Genomic DNA, 23365 nt, shown 5'->3' with positions numbered 1-23365 from the left:
TTTCCGCGGGAGGACTGCATGGAAGCGACACGCGTATACGGTGATTTTCACCGCATCACACCAGAGATATATGAACAGATAAAAGACTCCATACCCTTTGATCAGGTGGAGTACGATGGTGATGTCCTGCGCGTGGATCACGAAGGCCACTACCTCATGATCGACGACTTCATCGAAACCGTCAGCAACCTCCTGCCGGAGAACGGCTACGGTCATGTGGAATTCATTGACCAGCTCGACTGGATCGTCACCCGCTACACAATCACTCCCGGCAAGATAGAAGAAAAAATCGTCCGCGTGGACAATGTCGTCGACGCTCACCAACGAGAGCACGGGTTGTAAACCGGGATTTTCTTGCGCACCTGTTGTCTTTCAAGCAACTTGCAGAGCGAACGACTGCGTGGGCTGAAAGACAGCGTCCCCGGCAGGGAAATGTGCGCGCAGCCCTTACATGAACGCACTCCAGAGCATCTTGGTTCCAACGACAATAAGCAGGATGGCGAAGATCTTCTTCAGCTTTTCCACCGGCAGACTGTGAGCGAGCTTGGCCCCGAAAGGAGCTGTCAGCATGCTGGTGGCGATGATGCCGAAAAAGGCCGGAAGGTAGATGTACCCAATGTGGGGACCGGGAATACCCTCGATTCCCAAGCCATTGATGAGGTAACCGGCAGTCCCGGACAGGGCGATAGGCAGACCGACTGCGGCCGCCGTGGCAATGGCCGTGTGCATGGTCTGGTTGCACCACGACAGAAACGGCACGGTCAGCGTGCCGCCGCCGATACCGACCAACGCAGAGAAAATGCCGATACCGTTTCCCGCACCGAAGATACCGATATTACCCGGAAGATCGCGAGAGCTTGTGGGCTTGAGACCAAGCAGCATCTGGGTTGCCACATAATACAGGAAGAAACCGAAGAACGCCTTGAGAAATCCGGTGGGCAACAACGCGGCCACCCAGGCTCCGAGGTAGGTGCCGACGATAATGCCGGGAGTCAGCCGCCAAAAGGCCGAGTAGTTGATGGCTCCCCGCTTGTGATGGGCGCGCATGCTCGACAGGGAGGTGAAAATGATGGTCGCCATGGATGTACCGAGCGCGATATGCTGGATATGTTCCATGGGGAAGTCCTGCAACTCAAAGGCGATATTGAGCATGGGGACGATGACCAACCCGCCGCCGATACCCAGCAGCCCGGCCAGAACCCCGGCAAACGCCCCCAACACGATGTAAAGAAGATATGTAGTAATCATATGTTATTCTTACCTAAAATGTAACATCAATCCCATGCAAATCCTAGAGAGCATCGCCATGATGCGTAGGAAAGAGCACGAATGATACAACGATAAACAGAGAGAGGAAGCTTTTTTCAGGAGGCTCCCCCTCCCTGCCGAATACTTTTCAATACAGCCTAGAACAATACGTTGATGTCCACGGATGCAATATCTTTGCACCCTGTCAGGACCATGGCTCCGACGAGCTGCCCCCTGAGGGTTTCCATGTATTTCTCCACGCCTTCCTGCAGTCCGCCCACGGCTGCGACCGAGACCGGACGGCCGACCATGACGGCATCGGCACCGAGCGCGAGCATCTTGAGCACATCGACACCGGTACGGATACCGCCATCCACAAACACGACCAGTTGGCCCTTGACTGCCTCGGACACTTCCTGAAGAACCTCTGCTGTCCCCGGAGTGTGATCAAGTACGCGCCCGCCATGATTGGAAACCACAATGGCATCGGCACCGACCTCCACAGCCAGAGCGGCCTCATCAGGAGTCATGATGCCCTTGAGCACAAACCTGGCACCCCAGGAATGGACCTTTTCGATGATCTTTGCCAATTCAGCCGGAGCCTTGGGAGATACGGGACGTCCCATTTTACGCAGTGTGATCAGACCGGCGGCGTCCACATCCATGCCGAACGTCGTGCACCCGGCAGCGCGGGCCAACTCAAGTTTTTCGTCAAGCTCTGCGCCTTCCCACGGCTTGATGAACGGGATGCCGAGGCCGTCATTCTTCTTGATGGAAGCGTACCCGGCTTCATGGATATAGGGCGGCACGCCGTCACCCACACAACCGACCACACCGGCAGCCTTGCAGCCGCCCACTATGGCATCGGTATAGGCATCTTCGGTAATGGCTCCTCCCATGTTAAAGGAGATACCACCGATCGGCGCGGCCATGACCGGCATGGACATGTCGTAGCCCAGCAGTGAAGTGGAGGTGTCTGGTTCGGTGGCGTCATGAAGCAGACGCATGTTCACACGAATGCCTTCCAACGCTTCCACATTGGACTTGAATGAAGAAGCGGTTCCAAGACCTCCCATACCCGGCACTTCGCCAGCACAGGCACGCCCGTCACACACTTTGCAGACACGGCAGTAGCCCTTCATCATTTCACGCGCCTTATCATTAATTTCTTTCATCAATATCTCCTTGAATATATTTACTTTTGATTATCAAAAATGATGTTTTCGACTTCATCCAGATGCTCTCGCATCGCGCGTTCGGCCTGCATGCCGTGGCCATGCTTGACCGCTTCCACGATAGCGCGGTGGGCGGCAAGAGAAGCGCGTTGCCTCTCTTCTGATTGAATGATCATGGACCGACTTTGCGCAAAGGCATCATGCAATGCCTTGACCATCTCGCGTAATACAAGATTACCAGAAGCATCAGCCAACATGCGATGAAACCGCTGATCATAATCCGATCCGGTTTCTCCTTTTCGGACGGCCTCCTCCTGTTCGGACAGGATAGCCTCCAACTTGTAAATTTCAGCCGGTGATCGCTTTTGCGCAGCCAGGGCCGCGATCTCCGGTTCCAGCATTTTGCGCACAGCAAAAACGTCCCGCATATCGTGGTCACCGGATAACACCGACTCAATGACCGACACCTGCGACGGGTCCACTTCACTGACAAACGTACCGGCTCCCTGGCGACTCTCCAGCACACCGGATTCAGCCAGAGCCTTGATACCCTCCCGCACCGTTGTCCGGGAAACACCAAACATCTCGGCCAGATTCCGTTCGGCAGGCAACCGGTCTCCGGGCTTGAGCTGCCCCTGACCGATCATCTCCTTCAGTTGGGCCACGATCTTTTCTGATATGGATTTTTTGCGTACTCGTTTGATATCCATCACGCCTCCAAATTGGTTGGACCAATCGAGAAGTAGCCGCTTTCAGCCAGCAGGTCAATAAAGATATCGCAGAGAAAAACAGACTGAGGAAACAGCCTGTCGAATGGTGTTTATGCTTTCTTCAACGTATGCAACGTGATTTCCGGCGCGGTGCCCAGACGCATGGGCGGTCCCCAATATCCGGTCCCGGTATTCACATACAGCAATGTCTTGTCGACCACGTACAGGCCACGGACATATTTCTGAAAAAGATGAATGACATAGTTATACGGGAAATACTGCCCGCCATGCGTGTGCCCGGAAAGCTGCACGTCAAACCGCGCCCCTGCTCCCTCAAACACGGAATTGGGCTGATGGGCCAACAGGATGGACACGTCATGATCAGGGGCCCCCATCTTGGCTTTCGAGGGGGAGGATATATGTGTCGGTTCAAGACGTTCAGCACGCAGGTCAGTGACCCCGGCCAGCAAAATGGCTCCCTTGCCCGTGTCGATCAGCGCATGCTCGTTCACTAACGGCTTGATGCCCAGCCTCCTGACCTCGGCAAGCCACTGATGTACGCCGGAATAATACTCATGATTGCCGGTACAGAACCACACGCCATGCGGTGCCGTCAGCTCGCCCATGGGCTGGATATCGTCCTTGAGGCCATCCACACTCCCATCCACCAGATCGCCGGTGTGGACGATCATGTCGGGGTGCAGGCCGTTGACCTCGTTCACGACCATGCGCGCCCAATCGCCTCGGATGGTCGGGCCGATGTGCGTATCCGAAATCTGGGCTATGGTGAATCCATCGAGCCCTTCGGGTAAATCCATCAACGGAAGGTCGTTGTGAACCACCGTTGGCTTACTGCGCGCCTTGAACACCGCGTACCCGGTGAGCGGCAGGGAGGCGGTCAACAATACCCCATTGGTGGCGTTAAGCATGAAGCGCCGACGCTCCAGGTTGGGCCCGATGAAATACGGGCGTTTGCTCCGGCGCACAAACAGCTTCTTTACCCCCGAAAAGATTGATCCGAGAAAACGAGGCACATCCCTCACGAGCATGAAGACGATAAGGATCGAAACAAAACCGAAAAAGGTGAAGCCGACCCAGTCGATGGAATCACAAACCAGACATTGAATCTTGTCGGTTCGCTGGAGAAACCACGTCAGCCGGTGCCCGAAAAGCAGGATGGCCAGTGTCAGCCAAGCCAAGAGCTTCCGCTTGCGCCCCATAGGCAACGGCTCGACGAGCCGCCATCCAAGATAGAGCACTATCATGGTGGTGACAGTAAGGACAATGATACCCCAAATGGTCATGCATGCTTCCTTTTGCTGTTTTCCATTACCTTCACATGTGCCAGGAACAGCATATTGTCAAATTTATGCAGAAAATACAGGCGAGGACTATCAGCAATGGTTCTCAAAAGTCCATCTTTCTGCTAGGAGACCGAGACCGAAGACAGCCAAGGAGCGACCCATGACCTTTTCTACGCCCATAGTCATTATAGAGAACAATCACCTGTTCGATGTCTCTGCCAAAATAGGCCTGTTGCTGCTGGCCGCCCTGATCGCCTATGGAGTCGCAAAGCTCCTGCTGGTACGAGCCGCCCATGCCTTTGCCCAACGCACCAAGTCCAAACTCGATGACATCCTGATGGAACAGGGCGTGTTTTCCAGGGCCGCGCTCCTGGCTCCGGCACCCGTCTTCTTTTGGGGGCTGGAATTCTTTCCCCAACTCAAGGACATCCTGCACAATGCGATTTACGCCTACATGGCCATAGCGGTCATTCTGGTCATGACCAAGGTTCTGGACGGGCTGGTCGCCTTGTATCAGACTTTTGACGTCTCCAACCGCCGCCCTATCAAGGGCTATGTCCAGCTCATCAAACTCTTCATCTATATCCTCGGCGGCATCGCGGTCGTCTCCATCCTGCTCGGCAAATCACCATGGGGCCTGCTTTCCGGTATCGGCGCCATGACCGCAGTCCTCATGCTGGTTTTTCGCGACACCATCCTTTCGGTGGTGGCCGGCATCCAGATCAGCGCCAACGACCTGCTGCACAAGGGAGACTGGATAGAAATGAGCAGCATGGGCGCAGACGGTGACGTGGTGGACGTGGCCCTGAACACGGTCAAGGTCCAGAACTGGGATATGACCATAACGGCCATCCCCACCTACAAATTTCTGGACACGTCATTCAAGAACTGGCGCAACATGAGTGAATCCGGCGGACGGCGTATCAAACGTTCAATCAAGATAGACCAGTCCTCCATCCGTTTTGCCGATGAGGCCCTCATCGAACGGCTCAGCAAAGTCCAGCACCTGGCCCCGTACATTGAAACCCGCCAGGCGGAGATCGACACGGCCAACAAGGCCACCGGCGTAGATCCGGCGTCCCGGCTCAATGGCCGCCGCCTGACCAATATCGGCCTGTTCCGCCGTTATGCCGTTGAATATCTCCGGGCACACCCCGAGATCAATCAATCCATGACCCTGCTTGTGCGTCAGCTCAACCCAGAGGCATCTCAAGGGCTGCCGTTGGAAATCTATTGCTTCACCACCAGGACGGAGTGGAATGCACACGAAGGCATCCAGTCGGACATCATGGATCACCTCCTCGCAGCACTGCCCGAATTCGACCTGAAGGCTTACCAGCGGAACGCGTTGGTTGATGGTCGCGGCACCGCATAGTGAATGCAATCCAATCAAAACCCGTGCCACAAAAATGTCCCCCAAAAATGTTGACAAGGACGCATCCCTAGAGCCTCGGCACTTTGCAGAAATTCAGGAAAAAATCACATTCTGAATGTTCTTTTTCCTGTGGAAATCGGCCTTTTTCATGTTCCCAACGGGAAACCCTTGTGGTAAGTACTTTTCAGTTCAGCAAGACCCGCCCCTTCCCTGAACGCCACCCCCCTCCCTGTCGAAAACATAATCCATCTGGAATTGAATTATTTTTTTTCTAAACTTAATCTAGAAAAAACGTAAAGATATCGCCCTTGCACGATTTCAGCAAACTGTTTAAAACTTTTTACAATCATCTCTAATATTGAATAACTGCTAATAATCAGGAAAAACAACCTGATTAGTCATTTTGTTTTTGATAACCCCCTGTACAAAATCTTTACCCTAGGCTATCTTGTTCGTCACATGACTGCGGCGATTTTATACCAAAAGAGCCGCCAGTAAATGCAGAGGCATCACTCTTTGTACAGAGCCCCCTGCAAACAATGAATTAATGATCAGCGCAGTCGATTTCGACCATCGGAGAGAGGGAGTCAAAATGTCAAAAGAACCCGCAGGGGTCTGGAACTATGTTCGCGGCTTTGAAAATCTGAGTCTCTGCGATTGGCCTGGCCGATCCACCTGCATCATCTTTCTTGGCGGCTGCAACTTACACTGCCCGACATGTCACAATTTCGAACTCGCCTGGGACATGAACGCACTGCCCCCCATGGACCCCGTTCGCATCAAGGCTTACATCCGCGACCGCGCAGGTTGGCTGGACGGGATAACTGTCACGGGTGGCGAACCGACCATCGTCCCCGGAGTGGCAGAACTGCTTTTCGAGATCAAGAAATTCGGCCTGCCGATCAAGATGGACACCAACGGCATGCGACCGGAAGTGATCAAGGAACTCCTTGAGTACAAGCTGGTTGATGCGTTCGCCGTTGATATCAAGGGGCCGTGGTACAAATATCCGTCCCTGACAGGCAATGCTGTTTCCGAAATAGCGGCACAAGCCAATCTCGCCCGCATTTTCGAACTGGCCAAAGCCAACCCCGAAGCCTTTTATTTCCGCACAACACAGGTTCCCGACCTGACAGATAAGGACCTTGCCATTGCCCAAGCGTATCTGCCTCTGGGATATGAGCTGACAATCCAAAAATTCGTACCCCCAAGGAGGAAGCCGGAGCATGCCAAGCCAAATCATGAAGAGAGACGGCCGGCTGGAAACGTGGTCAACTGACCGCATCGCCCAAGCCATTTTCAAAGCCCTCAGCGCCAGCGGGATCAAAGACCCGCTTCTTGGCAAACGCCTTGCCCGCAAGGTCGAAAAGAAACTCTCCGACCGGGAAATCCCTGAGCAGGAGCACGTCCAGAACATGGTCGAGCAGGTGCTGATGGAGGCGCGCCAGTACGATATCGCCAAAAAGTACATACTCTACCGCGAAAAACGCCGTCAGCTCAGAAGCCAGAAAGAAGCCTACCTCGACATCAAGGACGTCATCGACACCTACCTTGATCAGGCGGACTGGCGTGTGAACGAAAACGCCAACATGACCCACTCCTTCCAGGGACTCATGCTGCACCTCTCCGGCACTGTACAGGCACGCTATGCTCTGGAAAAGTACCCCGAAGAAATTCGCCTTGCCCACGAACACGGCTATTTCCATATACATGATCTTTCCTTTGGTCTGGCCGGATACTGCGCGGGCTGGTCCCTGCGCGACCTGCTGCTGGAGGGCTTCAACCTGGAAGGCCGCGCCTCTGCCGGTCCTGCCAAGCATTTCGATACCGCCCTCGGACAGATGAACAACTTCCTGGGCACACTGCAGAATGAATGGGCCGGCGCTCAGGCATTCAACAACGTGGACACGTATCTGGCACCCTTTATCAGGGAAGACGGGCTGAATTACTCGCAGGTCCGCCAGTGCATGCAGAAATTCGTGTTCAACCTGAACACCACTTCCCGCTGGGGCGGCCAGTCTCCGTTCACCAACCTCTCGTTTGACCTGGTGGCGCCCAAGCACATCGCGAAAGAACCCATCATCATGGGTGGAAAATACGACGATGAGCTGACGTATGGTGATTTCCAGGAAGAGATGGACATGATCAACCAGGCCTATATAGAGGTCATGCTTGAAGGCGATCACCAAGACCGCATCTTCTCGTTCCCCATTCCGACATACAACGTCACCGAAGACTTCCCCTGGGAATCCGAGATCGGCGACAAGCTGATGCAGCTCACCGCCAAATACGGCGTGCCCTATTTCCAGAACTTCATCAGCTCGGATCTCAACCCCGAGGATGTGCGCTCCATGTGCTGCCGTCTCCAGATGGACTTGCGCGAACTGCGTACCAAGACCGGCGGTCTGTTCGGTGCGGGCGACCTGACCGGTTCCATCGGTGTGGTCACCCTGAACCTGCCCAAGCTCGCCTACCTGGCCCAGTCCGAAGACGAGTTCCTTGAGCTGGTCGAAGAATATGCCGAGATGGCCAAGGAATCCCTTGAGTACAAGCGCAAAGTGATCAACGCCAACCTCGAAGCGGGCATGTTCCCGTGGTCCAAGCGGTACCTCAAAAACGGGTACAAGGGGCACTTCTCCACCATCGGCCTGCTCGGAGGACACGAAGCCTGTCTGAATCTCATCGGCAAAGGCATCGAAACCGAAGGCGGCGTTCGTCTCATGCGCCGCACCCTGAATCATCTGCGGCGTGTCACTTCCCGTTTTCAGGAAGAAACAGGCTCTCTGTACAACCTCGAAGCCACTCCGGCCGAAGGCACCAGCTACCGCCTGGCCAAAATCGACAAGTCGCTTTACGCCGATATCCAGACGCAGGGCAACGGCACCCCATACTACACCAACTCAACCCAGTTGCCCGTGGGCATCTCCGAAGACGTGCTGTACGCGCTGGAGCACCAGAACCAGCTTCAGCCGCTCTACACCGGCGGCACCGTGTTCCACACCTTCCTGGGTGAAGCGGTCACCGATCCGGCATCTCTGAGAAACTTCATCCTCAAGGCGTTCACCAAAACCAAGATTCCCTATGTCTCGGTTACGCCCACCTTCTCCATCTGCAAGGAGCACGGGTACATTCTGGGTGAACACTTCGAGTGCCCAACCTGCGGAAACGAAGCCGAAGTGTACACCCGAATTGTCGGGTACTATCGCCCGGTTTCGCGCTGGAACAAAGGCAAACAGGCCGAATACACAGACAGAGTCGTATTCAGTGACTGCCTTTGTAATTAGATTGTTCTGAAGGCTCCCTTGAGGATTGGAGCCTGAGGATAGTGGAATGCAAGACCCGTCGCCCCCTCCCGGCGCGGGTCTTGTACTCTTTGGCGATATGATCGCACAGCGTCTTCTCCAATGTGAAGAAGTAGGACAGCGAATGTTCTTCCCCTACTCTCCTGCCACCCAGAAGAGGCTAAAAGTCAAAAGGCGGACTTTCATCCGGATGGCATGAAAAACAATATCGGTTCAACAGACAACACACTGATACGCCGGGTGAGTAAGCACCCGATAGCCAACAGAAAAAAGGCGGTTGCGCAGGATTGCGAACAGGCCGATGAAATGATACCCACCCTCTCCATGAACTACCTCAAAGAATTCAAGGCAGCCGCATCCCGAACCAAAAAGCTGGGGTTGGGCGAATACACATTGTGCGAGACACCCTTTCCCATAGACCAAAGCATCTTGAATGCCGTGGAGGAAACCGGACACATTCCGTTTGCCGATCGCGCAGGCAAGGCCATGTCCGTTAATTTCGGCATGTTTCATATGCTGACCAAGAAATTCTTTATCCCCGGCGGCCTCATCACGTTGGGGAATGTGTCAATAAACGGCACGATGCGTATGCCTGTGACGCCCACAGACTTCAAAAAGATGGTGGAAAACGAATCCGGAGAAGAAGACATGGGCATGTACCATCTCTGGACCACCCTGCCCGGCGGGGTGATACTCGATCATGTGTTGCCTTCGGCCCTGCATGCGGATGATCTCATCGAGGTCAACGAAGCCGTGCCCGCCGAACGGTTCTTCCATGGTCAGGCCGACGCATTGCCTCATGACATCGTCTACCACCCCATGATTGTCGGGTTGGAGTTTTTCATCGCCTCCGGCACCATAGACCGCGAAGCCATGGAATACCTGATGGGCGAAAAATTCCCTAAACAATACAGTTAATTAATCAGTTCTCGAAGCCAGACCTGGAACCGGGGTTCCACTTCGCCCGGCACTCTGACCAGGGCGGGTTGCGTGCGTCCGTAGATAACTTCGATAACCGCCCCCGGCTGAAACTTCTGCCATTGGCTATCAGGTATTCGAGCCTCAGCAAAACGAGCAAAGCCATCCGGGTCAACGTATGTATATCGGATGACAAGCCTGGCTTCGGGATATCGGGGTGTGACATCTGTCCGCACCTCCAGGACCTGACCGGACGTCACGATTTCACCGTATAACCTGGCCCGCTCTTCGCGCAGGATATCGTATGGAATGGAGTAAAGAGCCCACAGAATGAGTGAAACGGCAATCACTCCAACAATGAGTCGAAGGATTTTCTGCGCCCGAGTGCGCTTGATGGGTGAACTCGACAGATAAACCATACCTATAAATACATGTGTGTACGCAATGCCGCAAGGGTGTGAAAAAAATCAGAATCCAACAGTATCCCTCTTGCCATTCCACCGCCTCCAAGGTAAATTGCTCTTATGGGACATACCCGCTAAAAAAACGATAGAGATAATTAATGTCAAGCAATATCAGTCAAATAGAAGAAAGCATACGCCGTATGACAGCAGTAGTGCGTCAGTCCCATGCTGCGGAAACGGCTCGAAGCTTCGGAGAAAACCCGACCCCGAAAATCCGCCCCAGAGGGTGGTGGGTCCTAGCCTGTGGCGATATGCTGGACGAGTCATCCATTGAGCAGCGGGATATAACCAGAAACGCCCTGCTCAGGGAAACCAGACTGGCTGGTATCGTGCTGCCGGAAAACATCTGGGTTTGGGATGAGGATGGCGTAGCCCAACTGGTCATAAGCACAGTCCCTTCTCTGGAACGGGCCCAGATACTTGCCGAACGCCTTAAAAAAAAAGGGCTGACCATTCGCATCAAACGGGAAACATTTTAATCACCCGATATCATACGACAAAAAAAGCCCCTGCGAGACGCTCGCAGGGGCTTTTATATTGGCTTCAATACCAGCTTATCCCACGGCATCCGGCAGATACGGGGTCAACTCGGAAACAGCCTCAAACAGGAAATGATCCACGAGATGACACATCATGTGCCCTGCGGCAATGTGGATCTCCTGAATGACCGGCGTGTCGCCGGAAGGCACGGTAACGAGAAAATCGGAAACCGAAGCCATCTCGGCACCGGATTGTCCTGTCATGCCCACGGTCACGATCTCATTGCGCTTGGCTTCCCGCATGGCCCGAATCACATTGGTCGACGTACCGGAAGTGGAAAAGCCGACCAGCATATCACCGGGACGCCCAAGGGCGAGAAGCTGCTTGGAAAAGACCTCGTCAAAACTGTAGTCATTGCCGATAGCCGTCAACGCGGACGTATCGGTGGTCAGCGCCAAACCCGGCAGCGGGGGACGCTCCAACTTGAAACGATTGGTAAACTCGGCAGCCAGATGTTGACTGTCGGCAGCAGAGCCTCCGTTGCCGCAGAACATGACCTTGCCGCCACCCGCGAGACACACGGCCATGGCCCTGGCAATCTCGACAATAAGTTCCGCTTTTGTATCAAAAAAGGCCTTGCGGGCTGCCAGCCCTGCAGAGGCATGATCCATAACTTTCTTCAATGCTCTTTCAGACATAGAATGATTCCTTTATGTCGTTCCGTTTGTGTCGAACAACAGATTGAACACCCATATAATGCCACTGACGTCACTGGCAACCCTTTCCGTACATGGAAAAGGCTTTTATTCGCCCGGCTTTTGCGTTAAAGCCCAACTCTGTGCACGGGATATGTTCTCATACCCCTGCTTTTACTCAATCTCGCACATAGCATCAGGAATTCAGACATGACCGAATCAAAAGAATCAACTGTCAGGCTGCTGATCACCTGCCCGGACCAACCTGGTATCGTGGCCGCAGTCAGCGGATATCTACATAAGAAAAACGCCAACATCATTCACTCGGACCAGCATTCAACCGACCCGGTAGGCGGTCGCTTCTTCATGCGTAATGAGTTTTTTCTGCCTGGCCTGACCATGGATGGACTGGATGCCTTGCGTGCTGATTTCGAAAAAACAGTGACCACGGATTTCGTCATGGATTGGAGCCTGAATCCGGTCTGGAAACCCAAGAAGATGGTCATTCTCTGCTCCAAGGTGGACCATGCGCTCATGGAACTTCTGTGGCGCTGGAAGCGAGGCGATCTGGAGGCCGACATCTCCATGGTCATTTCCAACCACCCCGACCTGCGCGAATCCGTTGAAAATTTCGTTCCCTTCCACCACGTTCCCGTAGGACCGACACTGCGTGACAAAGTGGCAGCTGAGGACACCATGATCGAACTCATGGATGGCAACATCGACCTTGTTGTTCTGGCCCGGTACATGCAGATTCTGACACCGGACTTTGTCAACAAATACACGGGGAAGATCATAAACATCCACCACTCGTTCCTCCCTGCCTTCGTGGGCGCGGACCCGTACCGCAGGGCGCACCAGCGCGGAGTGAAACTCATCGGCGCGACCGCCCACTACGTCACGGAAAAACTGGATGAAGGCCCGATCATCGAACAGGATGTCATCCGCGTCACCCACAGCCACGACATTGACGACCTTAAACGACTCGGTGGCGACATCGAACGCCATGTACTTGCCCGTGCCGTTAAATGGCACCTCGAAGACAGGGTCATTGTGGACGGCAACAAGACCATCGTCTTTCGCCGTTAATCCATTCTCCCGAACGAAGAAAGCCCCCTGCGCTCAAGGCACAGGGGGCTTTTTCATGCACTTTCCCGGTGGACTCATCTCTGTGAAGATGTTGAAACCTGATACAAATCCAGTATTTCAGCGAGCTTTGCCGCCGTGTTGGTAGACGTCTTTGCCACCAGCTCCAGATTCACCAACACCATGATGTCCACCCGAAACACGGCCCTCTTCCACAAAACGCTCAACTGCTGCTGCAGTTCCGGTTCAAGGCTGAGCATGGACATGACCTCAGCCACCTGCTTGGCCGTCTTGGGCTTGAACAACAACGTGTCCTCGCGGGTGACATCGTTGCCGAAAAATTGTTTTTTGCGGATCTTGGACATATTCGGCAATGCGTCCACAACAGCCTGAGAAACCCGCCGGGCGCGCCCGGTCCTCACCTGTACCTTGGCGCCCTCCTCCTTGCCGGTCTCACGAAGGATATGGATTGCATGATTCTCCAAAAGGAAAAATAGAATCTTCTCCAATACCGGCATGGAAAAATCCGCCTTGAACGGCAGGATACCTTTAATCTGCTCCCCGATGATGCCTTCCAGCGCCTTGTAAAAGAAGTCACTGATCCTGCCGACGGCTATGGAAGCGCCAACGCCCACTCCAACCAGCTGATCCACCAGGAACCGGAACTGAGCCTGTTCCTTCTTGATCGTCTCGCGATCCTTTCGCGGCCCATCTTCCTTGCGCTCTGCCTGTCGCTTCAGATACTTCTTCTCGAATTCAGGGCCGATGGTATCAATGCAGGTTATTCGTGCGGCCTGTAAAAACTCGCCGGACGTCAACTCCTTGAATTGGGCCAGATCCGACAACTCTTTAACCAGCATGGCCTGAACAAGCTTGGCACGACGCTGCCCTTCCTCGGAGGCTCGGCTCTCTATATACCGCGTCTGGATACGCGTTTTCTCGATTTCCTGATCCGTGGGGTTGAGCTTGGACAGGATGTCATCGAACAGAAAACGGATGACCACGAAATTGCGTTCCTTGGAGATGGTATATTTCTCGCCTTCAAGGATTTCCTTGTGCGCCTCCAACACTCGACTTGCAATGAACTGCTCCACAAATGCGATCCAGAACTGTTCGTTGAGCTCATGCTTTTCGATGAGTCCGCTATAGTCTTTCAATGCGGTCCGACCAAAATACTTCAGTACTATTTCTTCAAAATTATCCGTAATAAGGGCCATGCCGAAAACGATGCCCTGCGCACACTTGATCAGCACGGATTCCGTATTGAGCAGATCAACCTGCAACTCGGCTGTGCGATCCGCGTCCTTGCCTCCAACCGCTTTTTCATAGTGGGCAAGCAGGGTGATGAAATTGGCAATATGTGTGTGGATGAATTCGTATCCAGGATGGCCGATACGATCGCCGAGCAGTTCGGCAACACTGTTCTGCTGAGCAGGAATCATGGGAAATTCGCTAATCGCATTACTGTTTGTGTGCAAAAGTTCAAGCAGCAGCTCACGTTCCGTATTCTCCCGCAGGGAGGAACGTTCCTTGAGAGCTCGAAGTTTTTTCTGGTAGGCGGCGAGCCGCTGTTCGTTGCCTGGACGGGTGCTGCCGGAGGGTTCTTCTGCCATAGTATATGAGCTTTCCTTATACGGTTAATTGGTCCAAAATACTAAGCCAACTCTATTTTTTTTGCAAAACAAATATCCCCCGACCCCCTACACACCCCTTGACCTCGCACCGCCCACGAGCGATAAAGACACTGTGATTACCTGCACCAAATGCGGAGAACAAAACTCCGACGAAACCCGCTTTTGTTCCAAGTGTAACAACAAGCTTCAGTCTTCACGCAAAGCTGCTCCGACGGAAGAGGCTCGCCATCATCCCTTGGAGCATTTTCAGCATGAAGGGGTTCCCACGGACTCATGGCGTGCGCTCATGCGAATGGTGGAAGCGTGGGCCTATGTGCTGGTACTGCTGGGAGTGGGTGCCGGGTGTGCCTACTTCACCACATGGTGGCCCATGTACCCGACAGTAGGGATACTTGGCCTTCTTCTCTGGTTCAGGCGAGTCTGATTCCCCAGGCAACGTCTGATTCTCTCTCTGGCCCGACGATCTGGCCGAAACCCCATTTTTTCCCGAACACAGTAAAACAAGCGCAAAAAAAAGACCTCCACGTGGAGGTCTTCATCAATGCTGTTGGTATTCGTTATTGCTGAGGAGCCGCTTCTGTTCCCTCGGCGGGTTTTCCGTCGGGGTTGGCTTCCTGCTCTTCCTTGTACATCTCAAGCGCCTTTTTCAAATCCTCATCCAGCAAATCCGGAATCGGACGGCCCCAGAATTTATCGTCGAGCTTGTCTTCCACGGTCTTTTCCGAGCAGCAGACGATCGGTGCCGAGGTGGGACATTCAGGAGAGGAAAACGTGGCCACACCGCATTTTGAATTGTCATCAAAATTGTATGGAATCGTTTTGGTCAGTTTCAGAAACTCACGCCCTTGAACCCGGATGGATTTACTGGAGACGCCGACAATGAAACGCGCTTCCTGCCGAGCATAAAAGACTGAAAACAAATAGAGATTGTCCCGCACCTTGGAGACAAACTGCACGTCATCAACGTCTTTGCAGACAAGCCGGGCCACAACAGCCCTGCCCAGACAACGATCCATGTCTTCATACTCGGAGGCCAGGGCCGAACCGGTCATGAAGGTCATGGTCAATACAATGGCAAATAGAATTCGTCGCATGCGATGTCCTTGTGCCTATCCTAGATCAAGGAAGAGCTGGAACCCTTCCGGGTCCCGGGTTTCGCACTTCTCCTTGCAGCCGCAGCACTGATAATGGCCCCCCTTAAGGTACCATTGCGCCTTCCACGACCAGTCGCAATTGAAGTACTCGTATACCGAAGCGTCCACTGCGCCACGGTACCGGGTGTACCCTTCCTCTCGAATCATATCCTTGAAATTCTTCGTCACATCTTGACCTTGTTAATCCGTTGAACAGGAAAATGAGTACACCGGGTAAACACAAAATGCAAAACCCATTCCATGGGAAAAATCAGCCTCTTGGACACATGCTACGCGCTCTTTTTCGGCAACAGCAACGACGCGAAAAATCCCACGGCGGCCACGGCGATGATGGATGCACCGGACGTGATATCCAGCGCATAGGAGAGCCCAAGTCCAACCACGGTAAACAACGCGCTCAGCAGCGTGGACACAACCATCATCCACTTGAGTGAATCTGTCCACCGTTCGGCAATGAACGGAGGGATAGTCAACAGGGCTATGACCAGAATCAGGCCGACCACACGAATGATCATGACCACGCACAGCCCTACCATGACAATGAGCAGGCAGTGCAGAAAATCCACGGGGACGCCACGGGACCGGGCAAACTCCTCGTCAAAACTCATGATCATGAAGCCACGGAAAAACACCAGCACCAGTATGAGCACCAGACAGGCCAACCCGGCCATAAGCCACAAATCCGAACGCGGCACAGCCAGGATGGAACCGAAAAGATAGCTCATGAGGTCAACATTGTACCCCGGCGAAAGGTCGAGCAGGATGATACCGAGCGCCATGCCCGCCGCCCAGATCACACCGATGACCGTGTCCACTCGTTCTCGCGTGCGCAGGGTCACTAGGGCCATGATCAGCGCCGCAAACACCGTGAACACCGTGGTCACCGGCAGGACCGGCAGCCCGAGCATGAAGGCAAGGCCTACCCCGCCATATGAGGCATGGGCGATGCCGCCGGAAATGAAGACAATACGATTGACCACCACCAACGAACCGATGATGCCGCAGATCAGACTGGCCAGCAGGCCGGCGGCCAGGGCGTTCTGCATGAATTCGAAAGAAAGGATATCCATCATGAAGATTTCTCGTCGTGAGTATGAGCACAGCCGAGTTCACAGGTGCATTGGGGATCGTGGGGACCGAGTACTCTGTGCGGCACATGACCATGAGTGACCAACTCCACAGGGCACCCCTTTTGTCCGGGTGTGCCATATGAGAGATGATACATGTCGTCTGTAACTTCCGGCGCGTGATGATGGTGAAGGCCCCGGTTGACACAGACCACGGATTTGACCCCGGATGCCAGGGAAGAAATATCATGACTGACCATGATCACGGTCATCTTCGTATTGAGTTCGACCAGCAGTTCAAAGAGCGCGTTGCGACTGGCCGAGTCAACGCTGGCCGTAGGTTCATCCAGCATGAGCAGTTTCGGGTCGTCCACAAGAGCACGGGCGATAAACACGCGCTGTCGCTGACCTCCTGAAAGCCCGGAGAGGCTCCGTCTGGCAAAATCGGCCATGTTGACCTGTTCAAGCGCAGCCAGAGCCCTGTCCCGCTCTTCCGCTGAAGGAGACAGGCCGGAAATGCCGCCGAACCCAGGCTTGATCAAGCCCATGCAGACAGCCTCCACAACAGTGATGGGAAAGGATTTCGCCACATGGGTATGCTGAGGCAGGTACCCGATTCGGCCTCCGGCCTGCCCTGCCGGTGCGCCAAGCACCTTCACGGTTCCGCTGTCAGGGTGTATCAGACCGAGTATGAGCTTGAGCAACGTGGACTTCCCGCCGCCGTTGGGACCCAACACAGCCATATAGTCCCCGGCCTCGACGTGCAGGTTCACATTCTCCAGGATGGGCACCTGCCCGACGGAGTAATTCACCTCTTCAATTTCAACAATAAATTCGCTCACAAATTCAACCTCGTAAGTATACTGAACAGACGCAGGTGCCGAGGAGTAATCCTAGCACAACGTACGGGTTCATGCCACCCAGGCCCAAATCCAGGCCAGTACGGGTATGCTCAACGCCGCTGCATAGAGGCATCCATCGAGAATGCGACCGGGCACACCGGCTCTGGTGGTTTGCAATCCCACAAGGGACCCCAGCCCCAGACCGGCGACAAATCCGAAAAGATGCGCACTCAGGTCGGTCTCCTTTCCGGCTCCGAGCATGGCCAACAATCCAAGTCCGGCCGCAAACGGCACCAGGGCCGTACGCACAAACCGCAGGGAGCGTTGCACCAAATCACCCTGTCCAAGCCCGTGCACGCCTCCGCCCACCACAAACGGCGTTATGGAGGCCAGTACACCTGCCGCGCCAAACGTTGCCGTGGAAAACCCGATGGCGTTGTGATGTACGCCCAGGACCATGGAATTACAAAGATTACCAAGCACCCCAGCCAGAATGGTTGTCATCCAGGCCATACCCGACCCGATGCGACGCGCCACCAGCCAGATGAAAACCCCTCCGATAACACAGTTGCCCGCCACGTGCGGCCCGTTGGCGTGCAACGTAAGGGCGGTGGCCAGACGCCAGAGCTCGCCGGTCAGAATGGCTCCGGCAGCGGCGCTGCCGAGGTTGATCCATCGCTCGGGATACAGTCCCAACCCGGGATAGGTATGCGTATACGCCCAAAAGAAGAGCATCAGCATGACCAGACCGAAGACGGTCGGCTCAAGACCGCTCACAGGGCGGAGGTCCGTTAATCTGGCCCCACGCCAATCCGGCTGATTCTCCTCGAAATACAGCTTGATCTCAGAGAAAGCACGCTCTCCGAACCACTCCTGCACCTCGACGATATACCGGCCGCCTTCAGAATCCGGGAGTCGTTCCAGACGATACGGCACATGTCGGGAGGCAAGAATAAGCCCCCACAACTGGGCTTCCTTGCAGGAGAGAGACGTGGTGTCATTGCCCCGCACCAATGGCACGAGGTTGATCCATGCATGGCGCAGGACCCGACTGAAAAAACCGGAGCGTTCTGTTTCCATGGGCACAGTGTAGAAGAAAAACCGATCAGGTCAAACCGATTTCATCCTTGCACGAAAATCAGCTTAACCCTATGGTCTCAAAAACAATTCGGAGCTCCCATGAAACGCTGCCTTATCGCCACATTACTCTCTGTCATCATCCTGTTTCCCTCCACTGCACCGGCCGCGGACCTCGACGTCATGGTCGGCCAGATGCTCATGGCCGGATTCCGCGGTTTTGATGTGGACGCCAATGATCAAATCAGCCGGGACATAACGGAGTATCATCTGGGTGGCGTCATCCTATTCGATTACGATGTTGTCCGGGGCAAGGCCGAGCGGAACATACAAAGCAAGCAACAGGTAAAGACACTCATCAACGAACTGCGCTCTTTCGCGTCCATACCGCTTCTGGTGGCCGTGGATCAGGAGGGAGGCAAGGTGCAACGGCTCAAAAAAGCCTATGGATTTCTTGAGACACCTTCGGCGCACAATATCTGCGCTTCCGGCGAATTCAAGGTCAGGATTGCGTCTTTCACCATCGGCACTACCCTGAACAGCGTGGGGTTCAATCTCGACTTTGCTCCGGTGGTGGATGTCAATGTGGACCCGAACAGTCCGGCCATCGGCAAGCTCGGCCGGAGTTTCTCCAGCGATCCCGATCAAGTGGCCCGGTGCGCGGGAATCTACATGGATGAGCTCAAGCGCAACGACGTGCTCGCCTGCCTCAAACATTTCCCGGGACACGGCTCCGCAGGCTCCGACAGCCACAAGGGATTGACCGACGTCACCAAAACATGGACCAAGGCGGAATTGATTCCCTACCGCACCCTTATCGACCAGGGAAAAGTCCAGATGATCATGACCGCCCACATCTTCAACGGCAATCTCGACCCGGATTACCCGGCGACCCTGTCCAAAAACGTGATCACCGGCATCCTCAGAAACGATCTCGGTTATAACGGCGTGGTCATCACTGACGACATGAATATGGGAGCGATCACCGAGTTCTACGGCCAGAAGGAAGCCATCCGCCTGGCCATCGAAGCCGGGGCCGACATGCTCCTGTTCGGAAACAACATCAGCTACGACAAAAACATCGTGGCCAAGGCGCACACGATCATCATGGGATTGGTGAGAAGTGGAAAGATTTCGCAGGACCGGATCGAACAGTCCTACACACGCATCATGCGGTTGAAAGAAGCCCTCTGATCGCCTTCAAAACACCAGATACGAAAAAATTGAAGGGAAACACCGAGCGCTCCCCTTCCTTTCCGTTCCTAGTCCTGCACCGCGAAAATCAGCTCCCGGCCATCATCGGCCACCAGGTAGAGCAGGCCGTTCTCGATCTTCACCTTGAGCGGTGAAGCCAAAGCCCGGAAAAACCGCATCTCCTGATCACCAAGAGGCGGGACACACGCCATCATGGTCGCGGACATGGGACCGAACGACAGCACATCGCCATTCAGAATATATGAACCGGAGAACCGGTTGCATCCGCCCGAGCCCTGCACAGCGCCTTTATCCGTAAAGGATATGGACGTATGACTCATATCCACGACCGGATCGCCCAAAATGGACTCCGCTACCCACTCCCTGTCAACAAGCTGGGTTTTGATATCAACCGTGGTTGCTGTTCCCGATCCCATACACCCGGCAAGGAGGAGTACTGTTACCAACAGAGCCGGGCACACCTTACGCTTAACTGCGGACATGATTGCCTCCCTGTCGCCTACCAGAAGCCCTGATCACCGGTGGTGAAGGTCATGGCTCCAGAATACTTGTCATTGAGCAAATGCAACTCGTCTTCTTCCAGCCTCACATTCTTGATGGTACTCAGGAACGTCAGATAGCTATACTCCTGCTCGCCAATACCTGCGCCACATGATTTCCGGGTGGATGTCATAGGGCCGAACTTCAAATTGTCGTCCTGCAGCGTGTAAGTTCCGTTGAAGTCGTTGCATCCACCGAAGCCGGAAACGGTATTGTCGTTCTTGAACTCCAGCGTCAAATCGGTGTCGCTGCTCACATCCCGTAAAAAGAGTTTCTCAAGATGCCAGACCTTGCCGACAATGGCACTTCGGATGGAGGCCTCGTCCGTGGGCTGCGTGGAATGGGAACCGCAGGCAGCCAGCACAACTATGGAAGTCAGCAGCACTGCCGACACACACCATTTCAATGTCATCTGTATTTTCATGTCATTCTCCTTATATCCAGTCCGATCGAAAAAGTAGCAGTCACCTTTCCTTGTGGCAAGGCCAAAAGAAAACCCCGACATGTGCAGACATGCCGGGGCCGGTTAACTGAAGCAGTTTTGAGCTAGTCCACTTTCGGACACGCCTTGAGCGCTTCCTCGATGTCCCGCTGCGGCAGTTCGAAGTTGGTGAGCAACCCCTGATTGAAGGCGTCGTACGAAGCCAGATCAAGCATGCCGTGACCGGAGTACAGGAAGACGATCACGTCATCAGGACCGGCTGTTTTGGCCGCTTCAATCGCTCCCTTGATAGCATGAGAGGTCTCAGGCGCAGGCAGGAATCCCTCGGTCTGCATGAAGAGCTTGGCGGCTTCAAAGCATTCAGTCTGGAAATAGGCCACCGGTTCAGTCAGCCCTTCCTCAACAATGTTGCAGACGATGGGAGCATCGCCGTGATAGCGCAGGCCACCGGCGTGGATGGGCGCGGGCATGAAATCGTGTCCCAGCGTGTGCATCTTCACCAACGGGGTCAAGCGAGCCATATCTCCGAAATCATAGCGATATTCGCCGCGAGTCAGAGTCGGGCAGGCCTTTGGCTCGACCGGTATGAATTTGACCGGATCACCAGCCAGCTTCTGCGGCAGGAACGGCAGCACCAGCCCGCCGAAGTTCGATCCTCCGCCCACACAACCCACGAGGTGCGTGGCTGTCTCCCCGACCATTTCAAGCTGCTTCTGAACCTCCAGACCGGTGATGGTCTGATGAATGAGGACGTGATTGAGCACGGAACCAAGCGCGTACTTGGTGTTGTCGTGCGTGGCTGCGTCTTCAACGGCTTCGGAGATGGCCAGTCCAAGGGATCCCTTGCAGTCCGGGTCTTTTTCCAGCATCTCGCGACCTGTGCGGGTTTCTTCAGACGGGGACGGAAAAATGGTGCCGCCGTAGGTGTTGATGATCATTTTGCGGTACGGCTTCATTTCGTAGCTGACCTTGACCATGTAGACCACGCATTCCATGTCGAACTGCGCACAGGCAAAGGACAGGGCCGTGCCCCACTGTCCGGCACCAGTCTCCGTGGCCAGACGCTCTACGCCTTCGAGTTTGTTGTAGTATGCTTGGGGAACCGAAGTGTTCGGCTTGTGCGACCCAGCCGGAGAGCCGGACTCATCCTTGTAGTAGATTTTGCATTTGGCACCGATGGCCTTTTCCAGTTTGTCGGCCCGAACGAGCGGAGACGGACGCCAGATCTTGTAAACATCCAGCACTTCCTCCGGGATATCGATGAAACGATCCTGACTCATTTCCTGTGCGATCAGAGAGTCGGGAAAAATAGGGGCGAGATCAGCTGGAGTCAGCGGTTCCAGGGTTCCAGGATTCAGGGGCGGAGCCAACGGAGTGGGCAGGTCCGGCATGGGGTTATACCACTGCGTTGGCATCTGGTCCTGGGGTAGAAAGATTTTTTTGACAAACATCGTGTTCCTCCGAACAGTTTTAAGATCATAATTGAAAGGGAGTATTCGGCTTCCCGGCCGCCGCTCCGATCACTCTTCGTGCATAAAAAAACCACTGGGAGCATAAACTCCAGCGGCTTCTTCCGACTCTCAAACTGCATGCTGTACCAGCCCGTCACTCCTACAGGAGGAGGGCATGACTTCAGCACGCGCCTAGGAATCAGGCCGCTTGACGTTACGCCACCCGCGTCCACAAAAGTAAGTAAATGAAATGGGTGTTTGCATGAACAGAGCAGTTACGTTGTTTGCCCGTTTGAAGTCAAGAAAACCTGAATTTTCATACACGCTTCGACCTCGCTGCCATCCTTACGCTGCCATCCTTAATCGGACAACCCGGTCACCAACTCCGGCAGGATGTCGCCGGCCTGACCATGCAGGGCAAAATCCATGAATCCGGTATTGGGAGTCGGTTCGAGATTGACCTCCACCGTCACCGCACCATGATCTTTGGCCAGTTGATAAAAAGATGCCGCGGGCTGCACCAGATTTGACGTGCCGATAGACAGGAACACATCCGCCTTGCTGATCTGATCAATGGCTACCTTGAGCACCCCCGGCACCAGGGGTTCACCGAACCAAACCACCCCAGGACGGAGCAGATGACCGCAGACCGGGCATTCCGGGAGCGCCGGCAAAGCACTGTAGTCCTCACGAGCGTGCGTACAGACCGTACATTTCACCTGCCACAAGCTCCCGTGCATCTCCATGAGCTTCCGACTGCCCGCCCTGGCATGCAGGCCGTCCACATTCTGGGTTATCAGAAGAAAATTCGGCAGCGTCTTTTCCATTCTGGCCAGGGCCACATGCGCTGGGTTCGGCTCACACTGCCCCATTTTTTCCCGTCGCCAATTATAGAATTCCCACACCAATTCCGGGTGAGCGGCAAAGGCATCAGGCCGTGCCAGGTCTTCCGGCCTGTTCTTTTTCCACATTCCGTCCTTACCACGAAAGGTCGGCACGCCACTCTCGGCAGAGACACCTGCTCCTGTCAGCGCAACCACACTCCTGCCCCCATCCAAAACCGCTTTGACCATCTCCAAATTCGCCTGCACAGATCTGCCTATCCTCTAAATTCTTTTACTATTATTCCAAAAAAATGGCTTCCCACCAACATTTCTGCAGTGCAACCGACTTGCAATCACGCCGA

25 protein-coding genes and 1 pseudogene are annotated in these 23365 nt (G+C 54.5%); 10 read left to right on the top strand and 16 right to left on the bottom strand.

Features of this window, described 5'->3' with window-relative positions:
* Nucleotides 1–18: 18 nt before the first annotated feature.
* Nucleotides 19–342: a hypothetical protein gene (locus SRBAKS_RS16880; protein WP_229592060.1), complete on the top strand. Its 324-nt coding sequence runs from the start codon at nucleotides 19–21 to the stop codon at nucleotides 340–342.
* A 105-nt stretch (nucleotides 343–447) separates the two neighbouring features.
* Here the strand turns inward: SRBAKS_RS16880 and SRBAKS_RS16875 are convergent, their stop codons facing one another.
* From SRBAKS_RS16875 to SRBAKS_RS16860, 4 genes are all read right to left on the bottom strand, one after another.
* A complete protein-coding gene (locus SRBAKS_RS16875) occupies nucleotides 448–1248 on the bottom strand; it encodes a sulfite exporter TauE/SafE family protein (protein WP_229592059.1) in 801 nt (266 codons plus the stop codon).
* 158 nt (nucleotides 1249–1406) lie between these two features.
* Nucleotides 1407–2423 (bottom strand): alpha-hydroxy-acid oxidizing protein, encoded by a 1017-nt coding sequence (locus tag SRBAKS_RS16870; RefSeq protein WP_229592058.1) that lies wholly within the window; start codon nucleotides 2421–2423, stop codon nucleotides 1407–1409.
* Between the two features lie 20 nt (nucleotides 2424–2443).
* Nucleotides 2444–3133 carry a FadR/GntR family transcriptional regulator gene (locus tag SRBAKS_RS16865; RefSeq protein WP_229592057.1) on the bottom strand — a complete coding sequence of 230 codons (690 nt, stop codon included), beginning with the start codon at nucleotides 3131–3133 and terminating at the stop codon, nucleotides 2444–2446.
* Between the two features lie 110 nt (nucleotides 3134–3243).
* Nucleotides 3244–4437, bottom strand: a complete 1194-nt coding sequence (locus SRBAKS_RS16860; protein WP_229592056.1) for a metallophosphoesterase — start codon at nucleotides 4435–4437, stop codon at nucleotides 3244–3246.
* 160 nt (nucleotides 4438–4597) lie between these two features.
* Here SRBAKS_RS16860 and SRBAKS_RS16855 point away from each other — a divergent pair, with 160 nt between their 5' ends.
* The 4 genes from SRBAKS_RS16855 to SRBAKS_RS16840 all read left to right on the top strand — a co-directional run bounded on the left by SRBAKS_RS16855 (nucleotide 4598) and on the right by SRBAKS_RS16840 (nucleotide 10032).
* Entirely contained in the window at nucleotides 4598–5812 is a 1215-nt protein-coding gene (locus SRBAKS_RS16855; protein ID WP_229592055.1) for a mechanosensitive ion channel family protein, read from the top strand.
* 592 nt (nucleotides 5813–6404) lie between these two features.
* Nucleotides 6405–7091 carry an anaerobic ribonucleoside-triphosphate reductase activating protein gene (locus SRBAKS_RS16850; protein ID WP_229592054.1) on the top strand — a complete coding sequence of 229 codons (687 nt, stop codon included), beginning with the start codon at nucleotides 6405–6407 and terminating at the stop codon, nucleotides 7089–7091.
* Entirely contained in the window at nucleotides 7039–9096 is a 2058-nt protein-coding gene (locus SRBAKS_RS16845) for a ribonucleoside triphosphate reductase (RefSeq protein ID WP_229592053.1), read from the top strand. The genes SRBAKS_RS16850 and SRBAKS_RS16845 overlap by 53 nt, the downstream gene beginning before the upstream one ends.
* A gap of 213 nt (nucleotides 9097–9309) precedes the next feature.
* Nucleotides 9310–10032: a hypothetical protein gene (locus SRBAKS_RS16840; RefSeq protein ID WP_229592052.1), complete on the top strand. Its 723-nt coding sequence runs from the start codon at nucleotides 9310–9312 to the stop codon at nucleotides 10030–10032.
* On the opposite strand, the gene SRBAKS_RS16835 is transcribed toward SRBAKS_RS16840, so the two are convergent.
* Nucleotides 10029–10451: a DUF3592 domain-containing protein gene (locus SRBAKS_RS16835; protein WP_229592051.1), complete on the bottom strand. Its 423-nt coding sequence runs from the start codon at nucleotides 10449–10451 to the stop codon at nucleotides 10029–10031. The two genes, SRBAKS_RS16840 and SRBAKS_RS16835, sit on opposite strands and share 4 nt — an antisense overlap.
* A 185-nt stretch (nucleotides 10452–10636) precedes the next feature.
* On the opposite strand from SRBAKS_RS16835, the gene SRBAKS_RS16830 reads away from it, so the two are divergent.
* Complete coding sequence (locus SRBAKS_RS16830; protein WP_229592050.1) at nucleotides 10637–10975, top strand: hypothetical protein; 339 nt, start codon at nucleotides 10637–10639, stop codon at nucleotides 10973–10975.
* Between the two features lie 75 nt (nucleotides 10976–11050).
* On the opposite strand, the gene SRBAKS_RS16825 is transcribed toward SRBAKS_RS16830, so the two are convergent.
* Entirely contained in the window at nucleotides 11051–11674 is a 624-nt protein-coding gene (locus SRBAKS_RS16825) for a D-sedoheptulose 7-phosphate isomerase (RefSeq protein ID WP_229592049.1), read from the bottom strand.
* 207 nt (nucleotides 11675–11881) lie between these two features.
* Here SRBAKS_RS16825 and purU point away from each other — a divergent pair, with 207 nt between their 5' ends.
* A complete protein-coding gene (purU, locus tag SRBAKS_RS16820; RefSeq protein ID WP_229592048.1) occupies nucleotides 11882–12760 on the top strand; it encodes a formyltetrahydrofolate deformylase in 879 nt (292 codons plus the stop codon).
* 74 nt (nucleotides 12761–12834) lie between these two features.
* Here the strand turns inward: purU and SRBAKS_RS16815 are convergent, their stop codons facing one another.
* The gene (locus tag SRBAKS_RS16815; RefSeq protein WP_229592047.1) at nucleotides 12835–14370 is read right to left on the bottom strand and encodes a hypothetical protein; all 1536 of its coding nucleotides are present in this window, start codon (nucleotides 14368–14370) and stop codon (nucleotides 12835–12837) included.
* 133 nt (nucleotides 14371–14503) lie between these two features.
* On the opposite strand from SRBAKS_RS16815, the pseudogene SRBAKS_RS16810 reads away from it, so the two are divergent.
* Together SRBAKS_RS16810 and SRBAKS_RS16805 are read left to right on the top strand one after the other, a co-directional pair.
* Nucleotides 14504–14572 (top strand): annotated as a pseudogene (locus SRBAKS_RS16810) (zinc-ribbon domain-containing protein); the annotation flags it as partial.
* Between the two features lie 105 nt (nucleotides 14573–14677).
* Nucleotides 14678–14815 carry a hypothetical protein gene (locus SRBAKS_RS16805; protein ID WP_229597031.1) on the top strand — a complete coding sequence of 46 codons (138 nt, stop codon included), beginning with the start codon at nucleotides 14678–14680 and terminating at the stop codon, nucleotides 14813–14815.
* Between the two features lie 133 nt (nucleotides 14816–14948).
* Here the strand turns inward: SRBAKS_RS16805 and SRBAKS_RS16800 are convergent, their stop codons facing one another.
* The 5 genes from SRBAKS_RS16800 to SRBAKS_RS16780 form a co-directional block, all read right to left on the bottom strand.
* Nucleotides 14949–15485, bottom strand: coding sequence for a hypothetical protein (locus SRBAKS_RS16800; RefSeq protein WP_229592046.1), 537 nt, complete (start codon nucleotides 15483–15485; stop codon nucleotides 14949–14951).
* A gap of 15 nt (nucleotides 15486–15500) precedes the next feature.
* On the bottom strand, nucleotides 15501–15713 hold the full coding sequence (locus tag SRBAKS_RS16795; RefSeq protein WP_229592045.1) for a DNA-binding protein: 213 nt from the start codon (nucleotides 15711–15713) through the stop codon (nucleotides 15501–15503).
* Between the two features lie 101 nt (nucleotides 15714–15814).
* Nucleotides 15815–16618 (bottom strand): metal ABC transporter permease, encoded by an 804-nt coding sequence (locus SRBAKS_RS16790; protein ID WP_229592044.1) that lies wholly within the window; start codon nucleotides 16616–16618, stop codon nucleotides 15815–15817.
* On the bottom strand, nucleotides 16615–17454 hold the full coding sequence (locus SRBAKS_RS16785; protein ID WP_229592043.1) for a metal ABC transporter ATP-binding protein: 840 nt from the start codon (nucleotides 17452–17454) through the stop codon (nucleotides 16615–16617). Before SRBAKS_RS16785 ends, SRBAKS_RS16790 begins: the two co-directional genes overlap by 4 nt.
* 69 nt (nucleotides 17455–17523) lie before the next feature.
* Nucleotides 17524–18534, bottom strand: a complete 1011-nt coding sequence (locus tag SRBAKS_RS16780; RefSeq protein WP_229592042.1) for a rhomboid family intramembrane serine protease — start codon at nucleotides 18532–18534, stop codon at nucleotides 17524–17526.
* A 99-nt stretch (nucleotides 18535–18633) separates the two neighbouring features.
* Between SRBAKS_RS16780 and SRBAKS_RS16775 the strand changes: the two genes are divergently transcribed.
* Nucleotides 18634–19725 carry a glycoside hydrolase family 3 protein gene (locus SRBAKS_RS16775; protein WP_229592041.1) on the top strand — a complete coding sequence of 364 codons (1092 nt, stop codon included), beginning with the start codon at nucleotides 18634–18636 and terminating at the stop codon, nucleotides 19723–19725.
* A 68-nt stretch (nucleotides 19726–19793) separates the two neighbouring features.
* On the opposite strand, the gene SRBAKS_RS16770 is transcribed toward SRBAKS_RS16775, so the two are convergent.
* The 4 genes from SRBAKS_RS16770 to SRBAKS_RS16755 all read right to left on the bottom strand — a co-directional run bounded on the left by SRBAKS_RS16770 (nucleotide 19794) and on the right by SRBAKS_RS16755 (nucleotide 23270).
* Nucleotides 19794–20228, bottom strand: a complete 435-nt coding sequence (locus SRBAKS_RS16770; RefSeq protein ID WP_229592040.1) for an META domain-containing protein — start codon at nucleotides 20226–20228, stop codon at nucleotides 19794–19796.
* A 17-nt stretch (nucleotides 20229–20245) separates the two neighbouring features.
* Nucleotides 20246–20710: an META domain-containing protein gene (locus SRBAKS_RS16765; RefSeq protein WP_229592039.1), complete on the bottom strand. Its 465-nt coding sequence runs from the start codon at nucleotides 20708–20710 to the stop codon at nucleotides 20246–20248.
* Nucleotides 20711–20832: 122 nt separating this feature from the next.
* Nucleotides 20833–22179 carry a TrpB-like pyridoxal phosphate-dependent enzyme gene (locus SRBAKS_RS16760; RefSeq protein ID WP_229592038.1) on the bottom strand — a complete coding sequence of 449 codons (1347 nt, stop codon included), beginning with the start codon at nucleotides 22177–22179 and terminating at the stop codon, nucleotides 20833–20835.
* Between the two features lie 359 nt (nucleotides 22180–22538).
* Nucleotides 22539–23270: an SIR2 family NAD-dependent protein deacylase gene (locus tag SRBAKS_RS16755; RefSeq protein ID WP_229592037.1), complete on the bottom strand. Its 732-nt coding sequence runs from the start codon at nucleotides 23268–23270 to the stop codon at nucleotides 22539–22541.
* Nucleotides 23271–23365: the final 95 nt, after the last annotated feature.

It is taken from the genome of Pseudodesulfovibrio sediminis, assembly GCF_020886695.1.
GTDB lineage: Bacteria > Desulfobacterota > Desulfovibrionia > Desulfovibrionales > Desulfovibrionaceae > Pseudodesulfovibrio > Pseudodesulfovibrio sediminis.
Note: the sequence above shows the minus strand (reverse complement) of the source record. Positions and strands in the feature narration are given on the sequence as shown.